Below are 17,460 nucleotides of genomic sequence, written 5' to 3' on the forward strand. Positions count from 1 at the left end.
GGCCCTGTACGCGCGAACGGCCGCGCGGCCCCTCATACTCCGGTCAGGCTCAGGGTGCGCTGGATGCGGGCGGCGGTGGCGTGGATCCGGTGGGCCGCCGCCTCCATCTTCGGCAGCAGGCCGGCCTGGTAGGAGACGGCCAGCGCGCCGACCACCGAGCCGGTGGCGTCACTGACCGGGACGGCCGCGCAGCCGGTGCCGAGGGCGTACTCCTCGCGGTCGAGGCTGATCTCGGCGGGCGTGTCCAGGAGCCTCAGGAGCAGCCGCGGCTCGGTGATGGTGTGCCGGGTCAGGCCGACCAGCGGGTGCCTGGAGAGGTAGTCGCGGCGGCGCTCCTGGCTGAGCTGGCGCAGCAGGCACTTGCCGATCGCGGTGGCGTGCGCGGCCTGGTCGAACCCCACCCAGGTGTCCACCCGCGGCGCGCGCGGGCCGTCGGCGACGTCGATGACGCGGATCTCGTCGTCCACGTGCATCGCGAAGTAGGACGCCGCGCTCAGCTCGTCGCGCAGGGTGGACAGGGTCGGGCGGACATGCGTCATGATCTGCTGGGCCCGGCTCCGGCCGTGCAGCGTCCGCACCCGCTCGCCGAGCACCCACACGCCCTCCGGCAGCCGCTGCGCGTAGCCCTCGTGCGCGAGGGTGCGCAGCAGGTGGTACGCGGTGGCGAGGGGCAGGTCGGCCTCGCGGGCCAGCTGCTTGGCGGGAGCCCCGCCGGGGTGCGCGGCCACCGCTTCCATCAGGCGCAGCGCGCGCTGCACCGAGGCGATGAGAGTGGGTCTTCGTGTCTCATCCATCACGCCCAGCGAACCCCTCTGACCCGGTGCGGGTCAAGGCCGTTAGTGACACTCACCATATTGCATCACTTCTACCGCAAAGGGTGGTGCGTCGCGAAAAGTCGGTATGCACGGCGGTGTTCATGGAACGGTCCTTTAAGGGCCCTATTTCGGTCGCCGACATCTCCGTTCCCAGATGTCTCAAGGGCCCGCCAAAATCCCTTCGAGAGCAGTATGGGCGCCCGGGGTCCGGGTACGTGCCGCAATGCCTTCAGGGGTGACCCGCACACCGTCGCCGAGGAGCCGGCATGAGCCAGACCAGCCGCAGGACGAACCAGCGCACCACCGAGCCCGCAGCCGCCCCGGCACGGCCGGTGGACGAGCGTACCGCCCGCAAGGTCGCCGAAGAGGCGCGCGAGACCGAATGGCGCCTTCCGAGCTTCGGTAAACAACTCTTCCTGGGGGACCTCCGGCTCGATCTCATCCATCCGCATCCGCGCGTGGACGAAGAGGACCGGAGCAAGGGCGAGGAGTTCCTGGAGCAGCTCAGGGAATTCTGCGCGACCAAGGTCGATCCGGTGGAGATCGAACGGCGGGCGCGGATTCCCGACGACGTCGTCCAGGGGCTGCGGGCGCTCGGCGCGCTGGGCATGAAGGTCCCCGAGCGCTACGGCGGCCTGGGGCTCAGCCGCCTCTACTACGGACGGGCGCTGATGGTGGTCGGCTCGGTCAGCCCGGCGCTGGGCGCCCTGCTGTCGGCCCACCAGTCCATCGGCGTCCCGCAGCCGATCATGCTGTTCGGCACCGCCGAGCAGAAGCAGACCTGGCTGCCGCGCTGCACCCGCGAGATCAGCGCCTTCCTGCTGACCGAGCCGGACGTGGGCTCCGACCCGGCCCGGCTGCGCGCCACCGCCGTCCCCGACGGCGACTCCTACGTGCTGGACGGCGTGAAGCTGTGGACCACCAACGGCGTGATCGCCGACCTGGTGGTGGTCATGGCCCGGGTGCCGCGGTCGGAGGGGCACCGGGGCGGCATCTCGGCCTTCGTGGTCGACATGAGCACCCCCGGCATCACGGTCGAGAACCGCAACGCGTTCATGGGCCTGCGCGGCATCGAGAACGGCGTCACCCGCTTCCACCGGGTGCGGGTGCCGGCCGCGAACCTCATCGGCTCCGAGGGCGCGGGCCTGCGGATCGCGCTCACCACCCTCAACACCGGCCGGCTGTCGCTGCCGGCGATGTGCGCGGCGGCGGGCAAGTGGGCCACCGGGATCGCCCGCGAGTGGAGCCGCGAGCGGGTGCAGTGGGGCCGCCCGATCGGCGCGCACGAGGCGATGGCCAAGAAGGTGGCGTTCATCGCGGCCACGTCCTACGCCATGGAGGCGGTGTTCGAGCTGTCCAGCCAGCTCGCCGACGACGAGCGCAACGACATCCGGATCGAGGCGGCGCTGGCCAAGCTGTGGTCCTCGGAGATGGCCTGCCGGGTCGCCGACGAGCTGGTCCAGCTGCGCGGCGGGCGGGGCTACGAGACCGCCGAGTCGCTGGCCGCCCGCGGCGAACGCGGCGTACCGGCCGAGCAGCTGCTGCGCGACCTGCGGATCAACCGGATCTTCGAGGGCTCCACGGAGATCATGCGGCTGCTGATCGCGCGGGAGGCGGTGGACACGCACCTGTCGGTGGCCGGCGACATCATCGATCCGGAGGCGTCCCGCGACCAGAAGATCCGGGCCGCCGCCCGCGCCGGCGGCTTCTACGCGCGCTGGCTCCCCACGCTGGTGACCGGTCCGGGGCGGCGGCCCGGCGCGTACGGCGAGTTCGGCCCGCTGGCCCGGCACCTGCGCTACGTCGAGCGGGCCTCCCGCAAGCTGGCGCGCTCGACGTTCTACGCCGCCGGACGCTGGCAGGGCCGCCTGGAGTACCGCCAGGGCTTCCTCGGGCGGATGGTGGACATCGGCGCGGAGCTCTACGCGATGAGCGCCGTGTGCGTACGGGCCCACGCCGATGCCCGAGCCGGGACCGGTGCCGGTACGGGCTCCGGCACCGGTTCCGGTGTCGGAGCCGGGCCGCGGGACGGTGACGGCCCGGCCGCGCCGGGGGCGTCCGCGCTGCGGCTGGCCGACGCGTTCTGCCGGCAGGCCCGGGTCCGGGTGGAGGAGCTGTTCGAGGGGCTCTGGCACAACACCGACGCGCTGGACGTCCGGCTCGCCAGGCAGGTCATGTCGGGCGACTTCGCGTGGCTGGAGGAGGGCGTGCTCGACCCGTCCATCCCCGGCCCGTGGATCGCGCCGTCCGAACCGGGGCCGAGCGGACAGGAGAGCGTGCACCGCACGATCGACTGACGGACGGCCGGGAGGCTGATGGCGGCCGGAGCCTCCCGCGCCGCCGGGCGGGGATCATCACCTGGCGTTCCGTACCCTTCGCGTGTGGTCCATCGCACACCGTCACCGGAAAATGGCGCGCCCACCGCGTTTCGCGATGGACCTGTGGGTAGACTGACGCGACTTGCGCCCGAGATCAGCCTGGCCCCGGAGAGGTGCCGGCCCGCGGATCCGGCGAACGCCAAGCTGAACGCAGCGAGCGACCACGCACCCAGCGAGCGGGAAGTAATGCAGTCACCAGGTCAGAAGAAGTCCATCACCGGTACCCTCCTCAACATCCTCGGCAGCGGCCCGCAGTCACGGCCGGCCGTTCCGACCTCCGGGGACGGGGAGCTCGTCCAGCCGGCGGCCGGGGAGGGCGCCCTGGAGAACCACCTCGGTGGTGACGAGGCGCGCAACTACCGCAAGTACGAGTACGAGACGGTCGCGCCGCACGTCGGCCGTTCCCTGCTGGAGATCGGATCCGGTCTCGGGCACTTCTCCGAGCAGTTCGCCGGCCGGCTGGACTACCTGGCCGTGAGCGACAACGACCCGTACTGCGTGGGCGAGCTGCGCAAGCGGTACGCCGACGACGGCGACGTCGAGGTGCTCGACCTGGAGCTGCCGGCCGACGTCCGGATCCGGCAGAAGGTCGACACCGTCGTCATGATGAACGTGCTGGAGCACATCAAGGACGACGTCCAGGCCCTGCGCGACCTGGCCGCGGTCACCGAGCCCGGCGGCCGCATCGTCATCTGGGTCCCCGGCTACATGCAGCTGTACGGCGACTTCGACCGCAAGGTCGGGCACGTCACCCGCTACACCCCGGCCACCCTGGCGGCCTCGGTCCGGCAGGCCGGGCTGCTGCCCGAGGTGCTCAAGCCGATCAACTTCCTGGGCGGGATCGCCTGGTGGGCCGCGGTCCGCCGGGGCGGCGCCGGTTACCCCGACCCGCGGCTCGTCAAGATCTACGACCGTACGGTCATCCCGCTGACCCGGGGCATCGAGCGCGTCGTCCGGCCGCCGTTCGGCCAGACCGTGTTCTGCGTCGCCCGCGTACCGCGCTGAGCGGCTGAGGCCGAGCGGTCGAGACCGGGCGGTCGAGGCCGGGCGGCTGAGGCCGAGTGGTTGAGGCCGGACGGGGCCGCCGAGGTCAGCCGGGGCCGAAGAGCGCGAGCCGGTGGGCCGTCGCGGCGGCCTCGCCCCGGCTGGCCACCTCCAGCTTGGCCAGGATGTTGGAGACGTGCACGCTGGCGGTCTTGGCCGAGATGACCAGCGCCGCGGCGATGTCCCGGTTGCTGTGGCCCTCGGCCACCAGCCGGAGCACCTCGAACTCGCGCGGCGTAAGCCCGAGCGGCGCGGTGTCGTCCCGGCGCCGGACCCGGCGGCCCACCGCCTCGATCCGCTCGGCCAGGGGCCGGGCGCCGATGTCCCGGGCCAGCCCGGCGGCACGGTCCAGGCGCCGGGCCGCCCCGGCGTGGTCGCCGCAGGACAGGGCCGCTTCGCCCGCCCGCATGAGAGCCTCGGCCTCTGGCTGGGCGCGCTTGAGACCGGCCCAGGCCGTGGCGGCGGCGTCCCACCTGTCGACGTCGTGCATGCCCCGTACCCGCGCGGTCTCCGCCTCGAAGGCCAGCCGGTGCGCCTCCTGCGCGGGCCCGGTGACGCCCATCCGTGCCACCCGCGCCTCGATCAGCGGGAACGCCGGGACGCCGTCGATGGTGGCGGCGTCGCCCAGCTCGGCGCAGGCCGCCGCGCCGATCACCATGACCGGCCACGCGTACCGGGCGTCGTCGGGCAGCCCTGGGTGGTCGAGCACCCCGCGGACCGCCTCCAGGGCGGCACCGGGGCGGCCCTCGGCCATCCGGACAGCGGCCTCCAGCCGCAGCACGGTGAAGTAGTCCTGGGTCTTCAGCCACTGCATCTTCAGGCCCATGCTCGTGTGGGCCTCGGCCAGCCGGCCGCGGGCGGCGTCCAGGTCGCCGCGGGCCAGGGCGACCTCTCCGGCCAGCACCACCAGCGACGTGCGCGTGGTGACCGGGGGATCCTGCTCCAGCGCCTGCCGCAGGACGGCGTCGGCCTCGTCGAACCGCCCCAGCGACACCAGCGGCTCGGCGCGGTTGCTGCTCAGGAAGGTGCCCTGGCTGCGGGCCACGCCGAGCTCCCGGGCACGTTCCAAGCCGAGCCGGGCGACCTCGGCGGCCTCCTCGTGCCGTCCGGCGCCCTCCAGGAAGTGCGACTTGATCATCGCGACGCGCAGCAGGCTCTCCTGGTGACGGGCGCGCTCGGCGGTCGCCTCCACCTCGGCCAGCCGCGCCTCGTCCCGCTCGTAGTCGATGTCCACGCAGAACAACGTGATCTGCGCGGACACCTCGGCCTCCGGTGAGCCGATGCGGCGGGCGATGCGCAGCGACTCGGTGGCGGCCTCGCGGGCCATCGGGATGTCGGTGGTGAGGCGGACGTACTTGGCCAGCGCGGCCAGCGTCCGGGCGCGCAGCTCCGTCGGCGGTTCGGGGGGCAGGCAGCCGATCGCCTCCTGGAGGTCCTCGACGAAGCCGGGCCGGGCCATCTGGTGGCCGATGCGGCCCCGCAGTTCCAGCAGCGCGGCGCGGCGCGGGGCGGTGCCCTCGCCGGTCCCGATCGCGCGCAGGGCGGCGGTGGCGAGCTTGATGCCCCGGTCGAACTCCCCGGCCAGGTCGGCGGCCGTCGCGGCCTGCTCCAGCACCTCGGTGTGGCCCACGCCGATCCGCGCGGCGGCGTCCGGCACCCGGTCCCACAGCTCCAGGACGCGCGAGAGCATCGCCAGCTGCTCGGCGTACGCGAGCGCGCGGTGCGCCTCACCGGCGGCCCGCCACGAGCTGACCAGCGCCCAGGTGGGGTCGTGCGCCCATTTCCAGTGGTGGCTCAGCTCCACCCACAGCCGCCGGGCCGGGACCAGGCCGGGGTCCTGCTCCAGCGCCTGCGCGTAGCGGGTGTGCAGGCGGGTGTGCTCGCCGGGCAGCAGGTCGTCGTGGACGGCCTCGCGGATGAGCGCGTGCCGGAACGCGTACCCGTCGCCGTCCACGACCAGGACGCCGGCGGCGACCGCGGGGCGCAGCAGCCGGGTCAGCCGGGCGTCGTCCAGCCCGGAGACCGCGGCCAGCAGCGCGTGCTCGATGCGGGTGCCGCCGCCGCTGGCGTCCCGCAGCACGTCCTGGGTCTCCTCGGGCAGCCGCTGGACGCCCGCGAGCAGCAGGTCGCGAAGCGACTCGGGCAACTCGCCCTCCGCGCCGCTCTCCAGCAGGAACTCCACGAACAGCGGGTTGCCCTCGCTGCGGGCGTGGACGTGTTCCACCAGCGACGAGGGCGGCTCCGCGCCCCGCAGCCCGGTCACCATCCGGGCGACGTCGGCCCGCGACAGCCGGGCCAGCTCCAGCCGCCGGACCCGGTCGAGCCGGCCCAGCCCGGCCAGCAGGGGCCGCAGCGGATGGGCCCGGTGCAGCTCGTCGGCCCGGTAGGTGACCACGATCAGCAGCGGCGCGGATTCGGCGTTGCGGACGAGGAAGGCCAGCAGGTCGCGGGTGGACCGGTCGGCCCAGTGCGCGTCCTCGATGACCAGCACGACGGGGCCGCGTTCGGCCAGCCGCTCCAGCAGGATCAGCACCAGCTCGAACAGCCGGGCGCGCTCCTCCCCGGACGCCGTGTCGGACTCCGGCTCGCCGAACTCCGGCAGCAGCCGGGCCAGCCCGCCGGTGTCGCCCCGGGGCAGCAGCGCGGCCACGCCGTCGATGCCGATGTCGCGGACCAGCCCGCGCAGCACGGTGGTGAACGGGGCGAACGGCAGGCCGTCCGAGCCGAGCTCCAGGCAGCCGCCCACCAGCACCTGGACGGGCGTCTCGCCGCCGCGCACGGCGGTGGCGAACTCCCGGATCAGGCGGCTCTTGCCCAGCCCGGCCTCGCCGCCGATCAGCACGGCGCCGGGTGCGCGGGCGAGCGCCTCCCGCAGCTCCTCCAGCTCGGCCACCCGGCCGACCAGGGCGGGACTCATCACGCGTGCGCTCACGCATCCAGCATGCCAGGTGGGCACGACGATCCCGGAGGGATTTTCCCGCGCCGCGGCTCAGCCGGTGGCGGCCAGCGCGGACATGATGCCGTCCTCGGTCACCTGGGGGCCGCTGAGCTCGGCGACGACGGCGCCCTCGCGCAGGACGACGACGCGGTCGCAGCCGGACACGAGCTCCTCCAGGTCGGAGGAGATGAGCAGCACGGCCAGCCCGTCCACGGCCAGATCGTCCAGCAGGTCCAGCATCTCGGCCTTGGCGCCGACGTCCACGCCCCGGGTGGGCTGGTCCAGCAGCAGGACCTTGGAGTGCATGGCGAGCCAGCGGGCCAGCAGGACCTTCTGCTGGTTGCCGCCCGACAGCTCGGCGACCTTCTGGTGCGGCGAGGTGGCCTTGATGTGCAGCCGCCGCATGAACGTGTCGACGACGCGGTCGACGCGGGCGCCGGAGACCACCCCGTACCGGGACAGGCGGGGGAGGGCGGCGAGGGCGATGTTGTCCCGGACCGACAGCGTGGGCACCAGGCCCTCGGCCGTCCGGTTCTCGGGCAGCAGGCCCACCCCGGCCCGGACGGCCCCGGTGATGGACCGCCGGCGCAGCGGCGCCCCGGCCACGACGACCTGTCCCGAGTCCAGCGGCAGCGCACCGGCGATGGCCTTGGCCGTCTCGGTGCGGCCGGCTCCGAGCAGCCCGCCGAGCCCGAGCACCTCGCCCCGGCGCAGCGCGATCGAGACGTCGGTGAGCGCGTTCCTGCGGGTGAGGCCGGTGGCCTCCAGGAACGGGGGATCGCCCGGGACCGGGCCGGGGAACGGGACGGCGGGAGCCACGGGACGTTCGCGGAACGGCTCGGGGCGGGCCGGTCTGCGGCCGAGCATCAGCGACACCAGCGTCAGGCGGTCGAGCCCCTCCGGCGGGCCGGTGCGCACCACCTGCCCGTCGCGCAGGACGGTGATGCGGTCGCAGACCTCGTACAGCTCGTCCAGCCGGTGGCTCACGTAGAGCACGGACCGGCCCTCCGCGCGCAGGTCCGCGATGATCCGGAACAGCGCGGCGACCTCCGGCGGCTCCAGCGAGGAGGTGGGCTCGTCCATGAGGACGACCCGCGCCCCGGACGAGCACGCCCGGGCCAGCGCGACCAGCCGCCGGGCGCCGGCGCCGAGCGCGCCGAGCGGGCGGCGGACGTCGTGGTCGAGGCCGTAGCGCCCGAGGATCTCGGTGGACCGGGCGTGCATCCGGGCGGTGTCGATCAGGCCCAGCCGGGTGCGGGGCTCCCGGCCGAGGAACAGGTTGCGCGCCACGCTCATCTGCGGGACCAGGCCGGCGTCCTGGTGGACGGTGCCGATCCCGGCGCGCCGGGCGTCCCGCGGTCCGCCGAAGCGCACGCGCCGGCCCAGGTAGCGCAGCTCCCCGGCGTCCGGCCGGTGGAACCCGGCCAGCACCTTGATCAACGTGGACTTCCCGGCGCCGTTCTCCCCGGCGAGCGCGTGCACCTCGCCGGCCGCCAGGGTGAGCGAGACATGGTCGAGGGCCAGGACTCCGGGGAACCTCTTGAGGATCCCGGCGGCTTCGAGGACTCTTTCCGCCACGAGTTCCCTCCCGGATGCCCGTGCCCGCGCATCCTTCGCGCCGCATCGGCACCGATCCTGAACCGGCGCCGAAACGATCTCATAACGATATGGGGCATATTAGGTCACGCCGATATCGGGTTCCGGGCGGGCATCCGTGGATCAGAGCCTCGCCACGTGGAGGCGCACCCCCCGTCCGCTCAGCTCGTCCAGCTCCTCCCGCGGAGCCGCCTCCTCGGTGACCAGGTGGCCGATCTCCTCCGCGGGGACGGTCTGCACCATGGTGTCGACGCCGATCTTGGTGTGGTCGGCCAGCACCACTACCTCCTCGGCCGCCGCGGCCAGCGCCCGGTCGGTGCTGGCGACCTGCATGTTCGGCGTGGACAGCCCGCGCTCGGCGGTGAGCCCGTTGCCGGAGATGAACGTGCGGCGCACCCGCAGCCCGGCCAGGGCCCGCTCGGCGTCGCTGCCGATGAGGGCCTGGATGGGGCCGCGCAGCGTACCGCCGGTCACCGTCACCTCGACCCGGGGCGAGCCGGCCAGCGCCTGCGCCACCAGCAGCGAATTGGTGACCACGGCCAGCTCGGCGTGGTTGGTCAGCCGCTGCGCCAGCGCCAGCGTGGTGGTCCCCGGTCCGATGACGATCGCGTCGCCGTCCTCGACCAGCGCGGCGGCCAGATCGGCGATCGCGGCCTTCTCGGCCGCGCCGACCTGCGCCTTCTGCAGGTAGGTGGGTTCGCGGGACAGCTCGCCGGGCAGCGAGGCCCCGCCGTGGTGCCGGTTGAGCAGCCCGTCGGCCTCCAGCGACCGCACGTCCCGGCGCACCGTGACCTCGGACGCCTGGACGGCCTCGGCGAGCTGGCGCAGGGACAGCGAGCCGTTGGCCCGGACCAGCTCCAGGATGCGCTTGCGGCGCTCGACGGCGAACACCGGCCTGCGGCCGTCACCCGGCCCCTCAGAGTCGCTCATGTGTCTCCCCGTTCGACCACGCCCGTCCGGCCGGCCTCCGGTCACGCGGGGCCGGCGTTCCGAGCGAGTGTGACCGATTCCGATCGTAGTCGTCAGGACCGCGCCTCCGGGGGCGTCCCGAATGATCGCAGGGGCGGTGCGACCGGACCGGAGGGGACCGAACGAGACCGAGTTAGATCGAATTTGATCGCTTTCTCTTGACGAACGCGATCGGATCCTGCTTCTTTGAGATCGAGCACGTTGATCCCACCCACCCCCCTTCCGCGGAGGATCCCTGGGATGAAAACGGACAGATCGAGCCCCTACCTCGTCCTGGCTCTGCTCGTCGCACTCATCTGCCAGTTCACCGCGGGCGCCGCGTTCGCGGCCGAGCCCGCCCCCGCGCCCCCGTCCACGTCCGCCCAGGACGCCCGCAACGGCCTGCGCGGCGACTACCACGTCAGCTCCGCCCCCGGCGCGTTCGACTTCCACGAGCTCAAGTCGACCGTGGTGGACGCCGCCATCGACTTCGCCGATCTGGAGGGCACCCTCAGGGAGCTCACCGGCCGGTCCGACGACGCCACCGTGCGGTGGACCGGGCGGATCACCCCCGAGCGCTCCGAGGCGTACACCTTCTCGATGATCGGCGACAACGGCTTCCGGCTGTGGGTCGACGGCCGGCTGCTCATCGACAACTGGACCGACACCTGGGACCAGGAGAAGGTCGCCGCGCCGATCGATCTCCAGGCCGGGACCGCCTACGACATCAAGGTGGAGTACTTCGAGCACTACGGCGGCTCCAACCTGCGGCTGCGCTGGCAGAGCCCGAGCGTGCCCAAGCAGATCGTCCCCAGCGCGGTCCTGACCCTGCCCGAGGGCTTCGACCCGCCGGGGCCGGCCACGGCCTCCGTGGGCGAGTCCGGTGACCTCGCCGCCCTGGACTTCGACACGCCGCTCAAGGCGCCGCCCGCCGGGGCGGAGGACCACTTCAGGGTCACCGTGGGCGGTACGCCCTGGCCCGTCGAGTCGGTGGCCCTGGGCTCCGGGGACGCGTCGGTGCTGACGCTCAAGCTGGGGTACCCGATCCCGCGGAAGGCCGGCGACGGCGTCCGCGTCTCCTACGACGGCCAGGGCGGCGTCACCAAGGAGGACGGCACCGCGCTGGAGTCCTTCACCCACGTGCGGGTGGCGAACGGGTCGGCGTACACGCTCCGGACCCGGTGGGCGGACAAGGTCGACCCGCGCGCCCCGCTGCCGGAGTACCCCCGCCCGCAGCTGACCCGCGAGCAGTGGAGCAGCCTGAACGGGACGTGGCAGTTCGCCGCGGCCCGGGACGGAGAGGCCCCGCCGTTCGGGCGGAACCTCGCCGAACGCATCGTGGTGCCCTTCCCGGTGGAGTCGGCGCTGTCGGGCATCGGCCGCGAAGAGGACCGGATGTGGTACCGCCGTACCTTCACCGTGCCGTCCGGCTGGCGGGTCGGCGCGGCCGGCGGGAAGCGGCTCCTGCTGCACCTGGACGCGGTGGACTGGCGGTCCACCGTCTACGTCAACGGTGTCCGGGTGGCCGTTCACGAGGGCGGTTACGACCGGTTCAGCGTCGACGTGACCGACGCGCTCAGGCAGGGCGGCCCGCAGGAGCTCGTCGTCGGCGTGTACGACCCGACGGACCTGGGCGGCCAGGCGGTCGGCAAGCAGCGCAAGACGCCCGGCGGGATCTGGTACACCCCCGCGTCCGGCATCTGGCAGTCGGTGTGGATGGAACCGGTGGCGTCCGCGCACGTCACCTCGGTGCGCAGCACGCCCGACGTGCCGGGTGAGGCGCTCAAGGTCACCGTGCGGGCCGGTGGGACCGGCGGTGTCAAGGCGGTCGTCACCGCACGCGACGGCGCGCGGAAGGTGGGCAGCGTGACCGGCGCGCCGGGCACCGAGCTGCGCCTGCCCGTGCCGAGGCCGAAGCTGTGGTCGCCGGACCGGCCGTTCCTGTACGACCTCGACGTCGCGCTGGTCGGCCCCGACGGCCGCACGGTGGACCGGGTGGGAAGCTACTTCGGGATGCGGGAGGTCGGCCTCAAGAAGGTCGGCGGCTTCAACCGGATGACCCTCAACGGCGAGCCGGTCTTCCAGATGGGCCCGCTCGACCAGGGCTACTGGCCGGACGGCATCTACACCGCGCCGACCGACGGGGCGCTGAAGTACGACCTCGACCAGACCAAGCGGCTCGGCTTCAACATGGTCCGCAAGCACGTCAAGGTCGAGTCCGACCGCTGGTACCACTGGGCCGACCGGCTCGGGCTGCTGGTGTGGCAGGACATGCCCTCCACGTTCGACTCCTCCGACGCCGGCGACCGCGCCCGGTTCGAGCGGGAGCTGCGCGCCCTGGTCGACCAGCACGCGAGCAGCCCCTCGGTCGTGATGTGGGTGCCGTTCAACGAGGGATGGGGCCAGTACGACCAGGCCCGGATCGCCGATCTCGTCAAGAGCTGGGACCCGTCCCGGCTGGTGAACAACATGAGCGGGATCAACTGCTGCGGTGCCGTCGACGGCGGCAACGGGGACGTGATGGATTACCACATCTATCCCGGACCGGGCACCCCGGGACGGCCCACCGACGCCAGGGCCTCGGTCCTCGGCGAGTACGGCGGGCTCGCGCTTCCCGTCATCGGGCACACCTGGGCCGGCGGCGGCTGGGGCTACGCGGTGGAGCCCGACGCCAAGGCGCTGACCGACCGCTACGTCCGGATGAGCGAGCAGCTGCGCCGGCTGCGCACCTGCGACGGGCTGAGCGCGGCGGTCTACACCCAGACCACCGACGTCGAGACCGAGATCAACGGTCTGCTCACCTATGACCGCGCGCTGGTCAAGCCCGAGGTCTCCCGGATCAGGGACGCCAACCGGGCCGTGATCGACGAGACCCCCGTCGCCTGCGGCTCCTGACCCGATGACCCGATGACCCGAGGGCGGGGAGAGGGGCCGCGCACCGGCCCGCCCCCTCTCCCCGCCCCCTTTCCCTCGCCCCCCTTTGCCCGCCTTCCCCCGCGCCCTCTCTTCGCAGCGTCCCCACAGCACGTAAGGAATCCGTCCATGAGCACTGCGCGCATGACCAGAGCGTCCCGCCGCCCCAAGGCGATCACCGCCCTCGCCCTCGCCTCCGCCCTGGCCGCGGGAGGGTGCGCGAAATCCGAGCAGGACGTGACGGCGCCCGAGGCCACGGGCACGGAGGGCCGCCAGGTCGCCCAGTCGCAGCCGGCGGGCACGAGCGGGTCCACCTGCACCCTGAGCGAGTTCGGCGGCACGAAGTTCGATCTGAAGACCTCGATGGTCGGCTTCTCCCAGTCGGAGAAGGAGGCGAACCCGTTCCGGATCGCCGAGACGAAGTCGATCAAGGACGAGGCGGCCAGGCTGGGCATCCGCAACCTGCGGGTCACCAACGCCCAGTCGCAGTTCTCCAAGCAGATCACCGACGTCCAGCAGCTCATCGCGCAGGGCGCCAGGCTGCTGGTCATCGCGCCGCTCAACTCCGACGGCTGGGGGCCGGTGCTGCAGCAGGCGGCGGCCAAGAAGATCCCCATCATCACCGTCGACCGGCAGATCAACGCCAAGCCCTGCGGCGAGTACCTGACCTTCATCGGCTCGGACTTCTACGAGCAGGGCAAGCGCGCCGCCGACAAGATGATCGAGACGCTGGGCGGCAAGGGCAAGGTCGCGATCCTGCTCGGCGCGCCCGGCAACAACGTGACCACCGAGCGCACCAACGGCTTCAAGGACCGGATCAAGGAGAAGGCGCCCGGGATCGCGATCTCGTTCGAGCAGACCGGCGAGTTCACCCGCGAGAAGGGCCAGCAGGTCACCGAGCAGCTCATCCAGTCCAACCCCGACATCAACGGCGTCTACGCCGAGAACGACGAGATGGCGCTGGGCGCGGTGACGGCGCTCAAGGGCGCAGGCAAGAAGCCCGGCGACGTCAAGATCGTCTCAGTGGACGGCACCCGCGGCGCGGTGCGGGCCATCGTCGACGGGTGGCTCCAGGCGGTGATCGAGTCCAACCCGAGGTTCGGCCCGCTCGCCTTCTCCACCGCCCAGAAGTTCGCGGACGGCGGCGAGATCCCCGAGAAGATCATCATCACCGACCGCGAGTACACCACGGCCAACGCCAAGGACTCCCTGGGGCAGGCCTACTGATGGGCCCCATCGTTCCAGAGGCGGAGCCGGAGCCTGAGGCGGAGCCGGAGGCAGGGCCGGAACCGGAGTCAGGCCCGGTGCCGGAACCGGAGCCGGTGCTGGAGGCGGACGGCGTCTCCAAGAGGTTCCCGGGCGTGCTGGCGCTGGACGAGGTCTCGTTCCGGCTCCTCCCCGGCGAGGTGCACGCCCTCGTCGGGGAGAACGGGGCCGGGAAGTCCACGCTGATCAAGGTGCTCACCGGCGTGCACCGGCCCGACGGCGGGCGGATCCGGTACCGGGGCGGACCGGCCGCCTTCGGCACGCCGCTGGACGCCCAGCGCGCCGGGATCTCGACCATCTACCAGGAGGTCAACCTCGTCCCGCTGATGAGCGTGGCCCGGAACCTGATGCTGGGCCACGAGCCGCGCAACCGGCTCGGCGTCATCGACCTGCCGCGCCTGCACGCCGCGGCCGGGCGCACGCTGGCGGACTTCGGGGTGCGCACCGACGTACGGCGCCCGCTGCGCTCGCTGGGCGTGGGCGCGCAGCAGATGGTGGCGCTGGCCCGGGCCGTGTCGGTGGACGCCCGCGTGGTCGTCATGGACGAGCCGACCTCGTCCCTGGAGCCGCGGGAGGTGGAGACCCTGTTCGGCGTGATCGGGGGGCTGCGCGAGCGCGGCATCTCGACGATCTACGTCAGCCACCGGCTCGACGAGCTCTACCGGATCTGCGACCGGGTCACCGTGCTGCGGGACGGCCGGGTCGCGCACACCGGCCCGCTCGCCGGGCTCGACCGGCTGCGGCTGATCTCGCTCATGCTGGGCCGGGATCTCGCCGACGTCCGGGCGGGCGGGGTGACCCGGTTCTCCGGCGGGCACGCGGCGGCCGGCGGCCCGCCGGTCGTGGAGGCGCGCAGCCTGTCCCGCCGGCACGTGCTCAGCGACGTGTCGGTGGCGGTCCGGCCCGGCGAGGTGGTCGGCCTCGGCGGGCTGCTGGGCGCGGGCCGTACCGAGACCGCCAAGGCGATCGCGGGGGCGCTGCCGCTGGACGGCGGCCGGGTGACGGTGGCCGGCGTCCCGCTGCGGCGGCGCACCACCGCCGCCGCGATCCGGGCGGGGGTCAGCCTGCTGCCCGAGGACCGCAAGGCCGAGGGGATCGTGCCGACGCTGTCGGTGCGCGACAACATCGCGCTCGCCGCGCTGCCGCGCCTGGCGCGGGCGGGCCTGGTCTCCGACGCCCGCGTCGACCGGGTCGTGGACACGTTCATGCGGCGGCTGCGGATCAGGGCGGCCTCGCCGGACCAGCGGGTGTCGGAGCTGTCGGGCGGCAACCAACAGAAGGTTCTGCTGGCCCGCTGGCTGGCGATGCACCCGAAGGCGCTGCTGCTGGACGAGCCCACCCGCGGCATCGACGTCGGCGCCAAGGCCGAGGTGCAGGCCCTGGTCGACGAGCTGGCCCGGGACGGGCTGGGGGTGCTGCTGATCTCCTCCGACCTGGAGGAGCTGGTCGAGGGCTCCGACCGGGTGGTGGTGCTCCGGGACGGCGCGGTGGTCGGGGAGCTGGCCGGCGACCAGGTGACCGAGGAGCGGATCATGGCGGCCATCGCCGGCCGTCCCGGAGAGGAGGACCATGGCTGAGGCCGTGGCCGGGACCCGGCCCGGGACCGACCGGGCGCGCGTCCTGGCGTGGGCGCGGGAGTACGGCGTGTACGTCTCCGTGCTGGCCCTGCTGCTGTTCAACGTGGCGTTCACCCCGAACTTCCTGGACGCGGCCAACTTCCGCACCCAGCTGGTGCAGGTCGCGCCGATCGTGATCGTCTCGCTCGGCATGGCGCTGATGATCGGCACGGAGGGCATCGACCTGTCGGTCGGATCGGTCATGGCGCTGGCCGCCTCGATGGTCGTGCTCTACCTCGGGTACGGGGCATGGCCGGCCATCCTGGTGGCGCTGGCGGCCGGGGCCCTGGTGGGGGCGGCGGGCGGCGGGCTGGTCGCCTACGTCGGGGTGCAGCCGATCGTCGCCACCCTGGCGCTGCTGGTGGGGATCCGCGGCCTGGCCAACGTGCTGGTGCCGCAGCTGCGGGACTTCCGCAGCCCGACGCTGATCACGCTGGGCAGCGACTCGGTGGCCGGGATCCCGTTCGTGGTGCTGATCGCGGCGGTGCTGACCGCGGTGATGACGTTCGTCGTCCGCCGCACCACGTTCGGCCGGCAGATCGTCGCGATCGGCGGCAACCGGGTGGCCAGCGAGCTGTCCGGCCTGCCGGTGAAGCGGCTGCTGCTGAGCGTCTACGTGATCTCGGGCGTGCTGGCGGCCGGGGCGGGGGTGCTGGCCACCGCCCGGCTCCAGGCCGGCGACCCGACCTCGCTCGGCCTGTTCATGGAACTGTCGGCGATCACCGCGGTGGTGATCGGCGGCACCCCGCTCAGCGGCGGCCGGATCCGGGTGGTCGGGACGGTCATGGGCGCGATGCTGATCCAGCTCCTGCAGGCCACCCTCATCCAGCACGACCTGCCGCGGTCCTGGGCGCAGATCGTCCAGGCCGTGATCATTCTCGCGGCGGTGTACGCGGCCGGGAACCGAGGTGCGCGATGACCCGTACGAGTGTGCTCAGCGACCAGGACGCGGGGGCGGCGCGCTCTCCGGACGCGGCGGTGCGGCGGGAGCGGGCCGGGCGGCTGCTGCAGCAGCACGGGGCGTTGCTGGTGCTGCTGTCGCTGGTGGCGTTCGGCAGCGTCGCCTTCGACTCGTTCGCGACGGCGGCCAACCTGCGCGGCATCGTCATCTCCTCGTCCTTCCTGGCGATCATCGCCATCGGGATGACCTTCGTGATCATCAGCGGCGGCATCGACCTGTCGGTGGGGTCGCTGTTCGTCCTGGGCGGGGTGCTGGCCGCCTCGGGATCCCGGCACGGCGCCCTGGCGGCGCTGGCGCTGCCGCTGGTGACGTGCGGGACGATCGGCCTGGTGCAGGGCCTGCTGATCGCGCGACTGCGGATGGCGCCGTTCATCGTGACGCTGGCGGGCCTGCTGGGCGTCCGCGGGATCATGCTGGCGATCTCCGACGAGGGCGCCACCACGTACCTGGTCGAGGACCGGGCCTTCGCCGCGCTGGGGCGCAGCGAGGTGCTGGGGCTGACCTGGCCGGTCCTCATCACGGTGGTGCTGGCGGTCATCGGCGTCGTCCTGCTGCAGCGCACCGGTTTCGGGCAGAACGTGCACGCCATCGGCGGGAACGAGGAGGCCGCCGCGCTGATGGGCGTCCCGATCGCCCGGACGAAGGTGCTGGTCTACCTCATGTCGGGGCTGCTGGCCGGGCTGGCGGGGGCGCTCAACGCGGCCTGGCTGTCGTCCGGCGTCACGATCCTCGGCATCGGGCTGGAACTGGACGTGATCGCCGCCGTGGTCATCGGCGGCACCCTGCTCACCGGCGGGGTGGGCGGGCTGACCGGGACGATGGCCGGGGTCCTCCTGCTCGGCGTGATCCAGAACCTCATCAACCAGGCCGGCAACCTCACCTCCGCGTTCCAGCAGGTGGTGAGCGGGCTGTTCCTGGTCCTGGTGGTGGTCGCCCAGCGGGTCTTCAGCAAGGCCCAGCAGCTCGGCTGACCGGCGCGGACCCG

Annotated in this window: 11 protein-coding genes; 7 read left to right on the top strand and 4 right to left on the bottom strand. The window is 73.1% G+C overall.

The features are described 5' to 3' along the window. Nucleotides 1-32: 32 nt before the first annotated feature. Nucleotides 33-794: an IclR family transcriptional regulator gene (locus IW256_RS37810; protein WP_197015512.1), complete on the bottom strand. Its 762-nt coding sequence runs from the start codon at nucleotides 792-794 to the stop codon at nucleotides 33-35. A gap of 287 nt (nucleotides 795-1,081) precedes the next feature. Between IW256_RS37810 and IW256_RS37815 the strand changes: the two genes are divergently transcribed. Then, nucleotides 1,082-3,112, top strand: a complete 2,031-nt coding sequence (locus tag IW256_RS37815) for an acyl-CoA dehydrogenase family protein (protein ID WP_197015513.1) — start codon at nucleotides 1,082-1,084, stop codon at nucleotides 3,110-3,112. A 267-nt stretch (nucleotides 3,113-3,379) separates the two neighbouring features. Next, the gene (locus tag IW256_RS37820) at nucleotides 3,380-4,198 is read left to right on the top strand and encodes a class I SAM-dependent methyltransferase (RefSeq protein ID WP_197015514.1); all 819 of its coding nucleotides are present in this window, start codon (nucleotides 3,380-3,382) and stop codon (nucleotides 4,196-4,198) included. A gap of 85 nt (nucleotides 4,199-4,283) precedes the next feature. On the opposite strand, the gene IW256_RS42550 is transcribed toward IW256_RS37820, so the two are convergent. The 3 genes from IW256_RS42550 to IW256_RS37835 form a co-directional block, all read right to left on the bottom strand. Continuing rightward, nucleotides 4,284-7,169: a helix-turn-helix transcriptional regulator gene (locus IW256_RS42550; RefSeq protein ID WP_307829329.1), complete on the bottom strand. Its 2,886-nt coding sequence runs from the start codon at nucleotides 7,167-7,169 to the stop codon at nucleotides 4,284-4,286. 57 nt (nucleotides 7,170-7,226) lie between these two features. Next, nucleotides 7,227-8,753: a sugar ABC transporter ATP-binding protein gene (locus IW256_RS37830; protein WP_197015515.1), complete on the bottom strand. Its 1,527-nt coding sequence runs from the start codon at nucleotides 8,751-8,753 to the stop codon at nucleotides 7,227-7,229. A gap of 141 nt (nucleotides 8,754-8,894) precedes the next feature. Continuing rightward, complete coding sequence (locus tag IW256_RS37835) at nucleotides 8,895-9,701, bottom strand: DeoR/GlpR family DNA-binding transcription regulator (RefSeq protein ID WP_197015516.1); 807 nt, start codon at nucleotides 9,699-9,701, stop codon at nucleotides 8,895-8,897. Nucleotides 9,702-9,980: 279 nt separating this feature from the next. On the opposite strand from IW256_RS37835, the gene IW256_RS37840 reads away from it, so the two are divergent. From IW256_RS37840 to IW256_RS37860, 5 genes are all read left to right on the top strand, one after another. Further along, complete coding sequence (locus tag IW256_RS37840) at nucleotides 9,981-12,614, top strand: PA14 domain-containing protein (protein ID WP_197015517.1); 2,634 nt, start codon at nucleotides 9,981-9,983, stop codon at nucleotides 12,612-12,614. 147 nt (nucleotides 12,615-12,761) lie between these two features. After that, nucleotides 12,762-13,859 carry an ABC transporter substrate-binding protein gene (locus tag IW256_RS37845; RefSeq protein ID WP_231404089.1) on the top strand — a complete coding sequence of 366 codons (1,098 nt, stop codon included), beginning with the start codon at nucleotides 12,762-12,764 and terminating at the stop codon, nucleotides 13,857-13,859. A gap of 77 nt (nucleotides 13,860-13,936) precedes the next feature. Beyond that, the gene (locus IW256_RS37850) at nucleotides 13,937-15,475 is read left to right on the top strand and encodes a sugar ABC transporter ATP-binding protein (protein ID WP_307829330.1); all 1,539 of its coding nucleotides are present in this window, start codon (nucleotides 13,937-13,939) and stop codon (nucleotides 15,473-15,475) included. After that, nucleotides 15,468-16,433, top strand: a complete 966-nt coding sequence (locus IW256_RS37855) for an ABC transporter permease (protein ID WP_197015519.1) — start codon at nucleotides 15,468-15,470, stop codon at nucleotides 16,431-16,433. Before IW256_RS37850 ends, IW256_RS37855 begins: the two co-directional genes overlap by 8 nt. Next, on the top strand, nucleotides 16,430-17,446 hold the full coding sequence (locus IW256_RS37860) for an ABC transporter permease (RefSeq protein ID WP_197015520.1): 1,017 nt from the start codon (nucleotides 16,430-16,432) through the stop codon (nucleotides 17,444-17,446). Before IW256_RS37855 ends, IW256_RS37860 begins: the two co-directional genes overlap by 4 nt. Nucleotides 17,447-17,460 lie beyond the last annotated feature (14 nt).

This window comes from Actinomadura viridis (assembly GCF_015751755.1).
GTDB lineage: Bacteria > Actinomycetota > Actinomycetes > Streptosporangiales > Streptosporangiaceae > Spirillospora > Spirillospora viridis.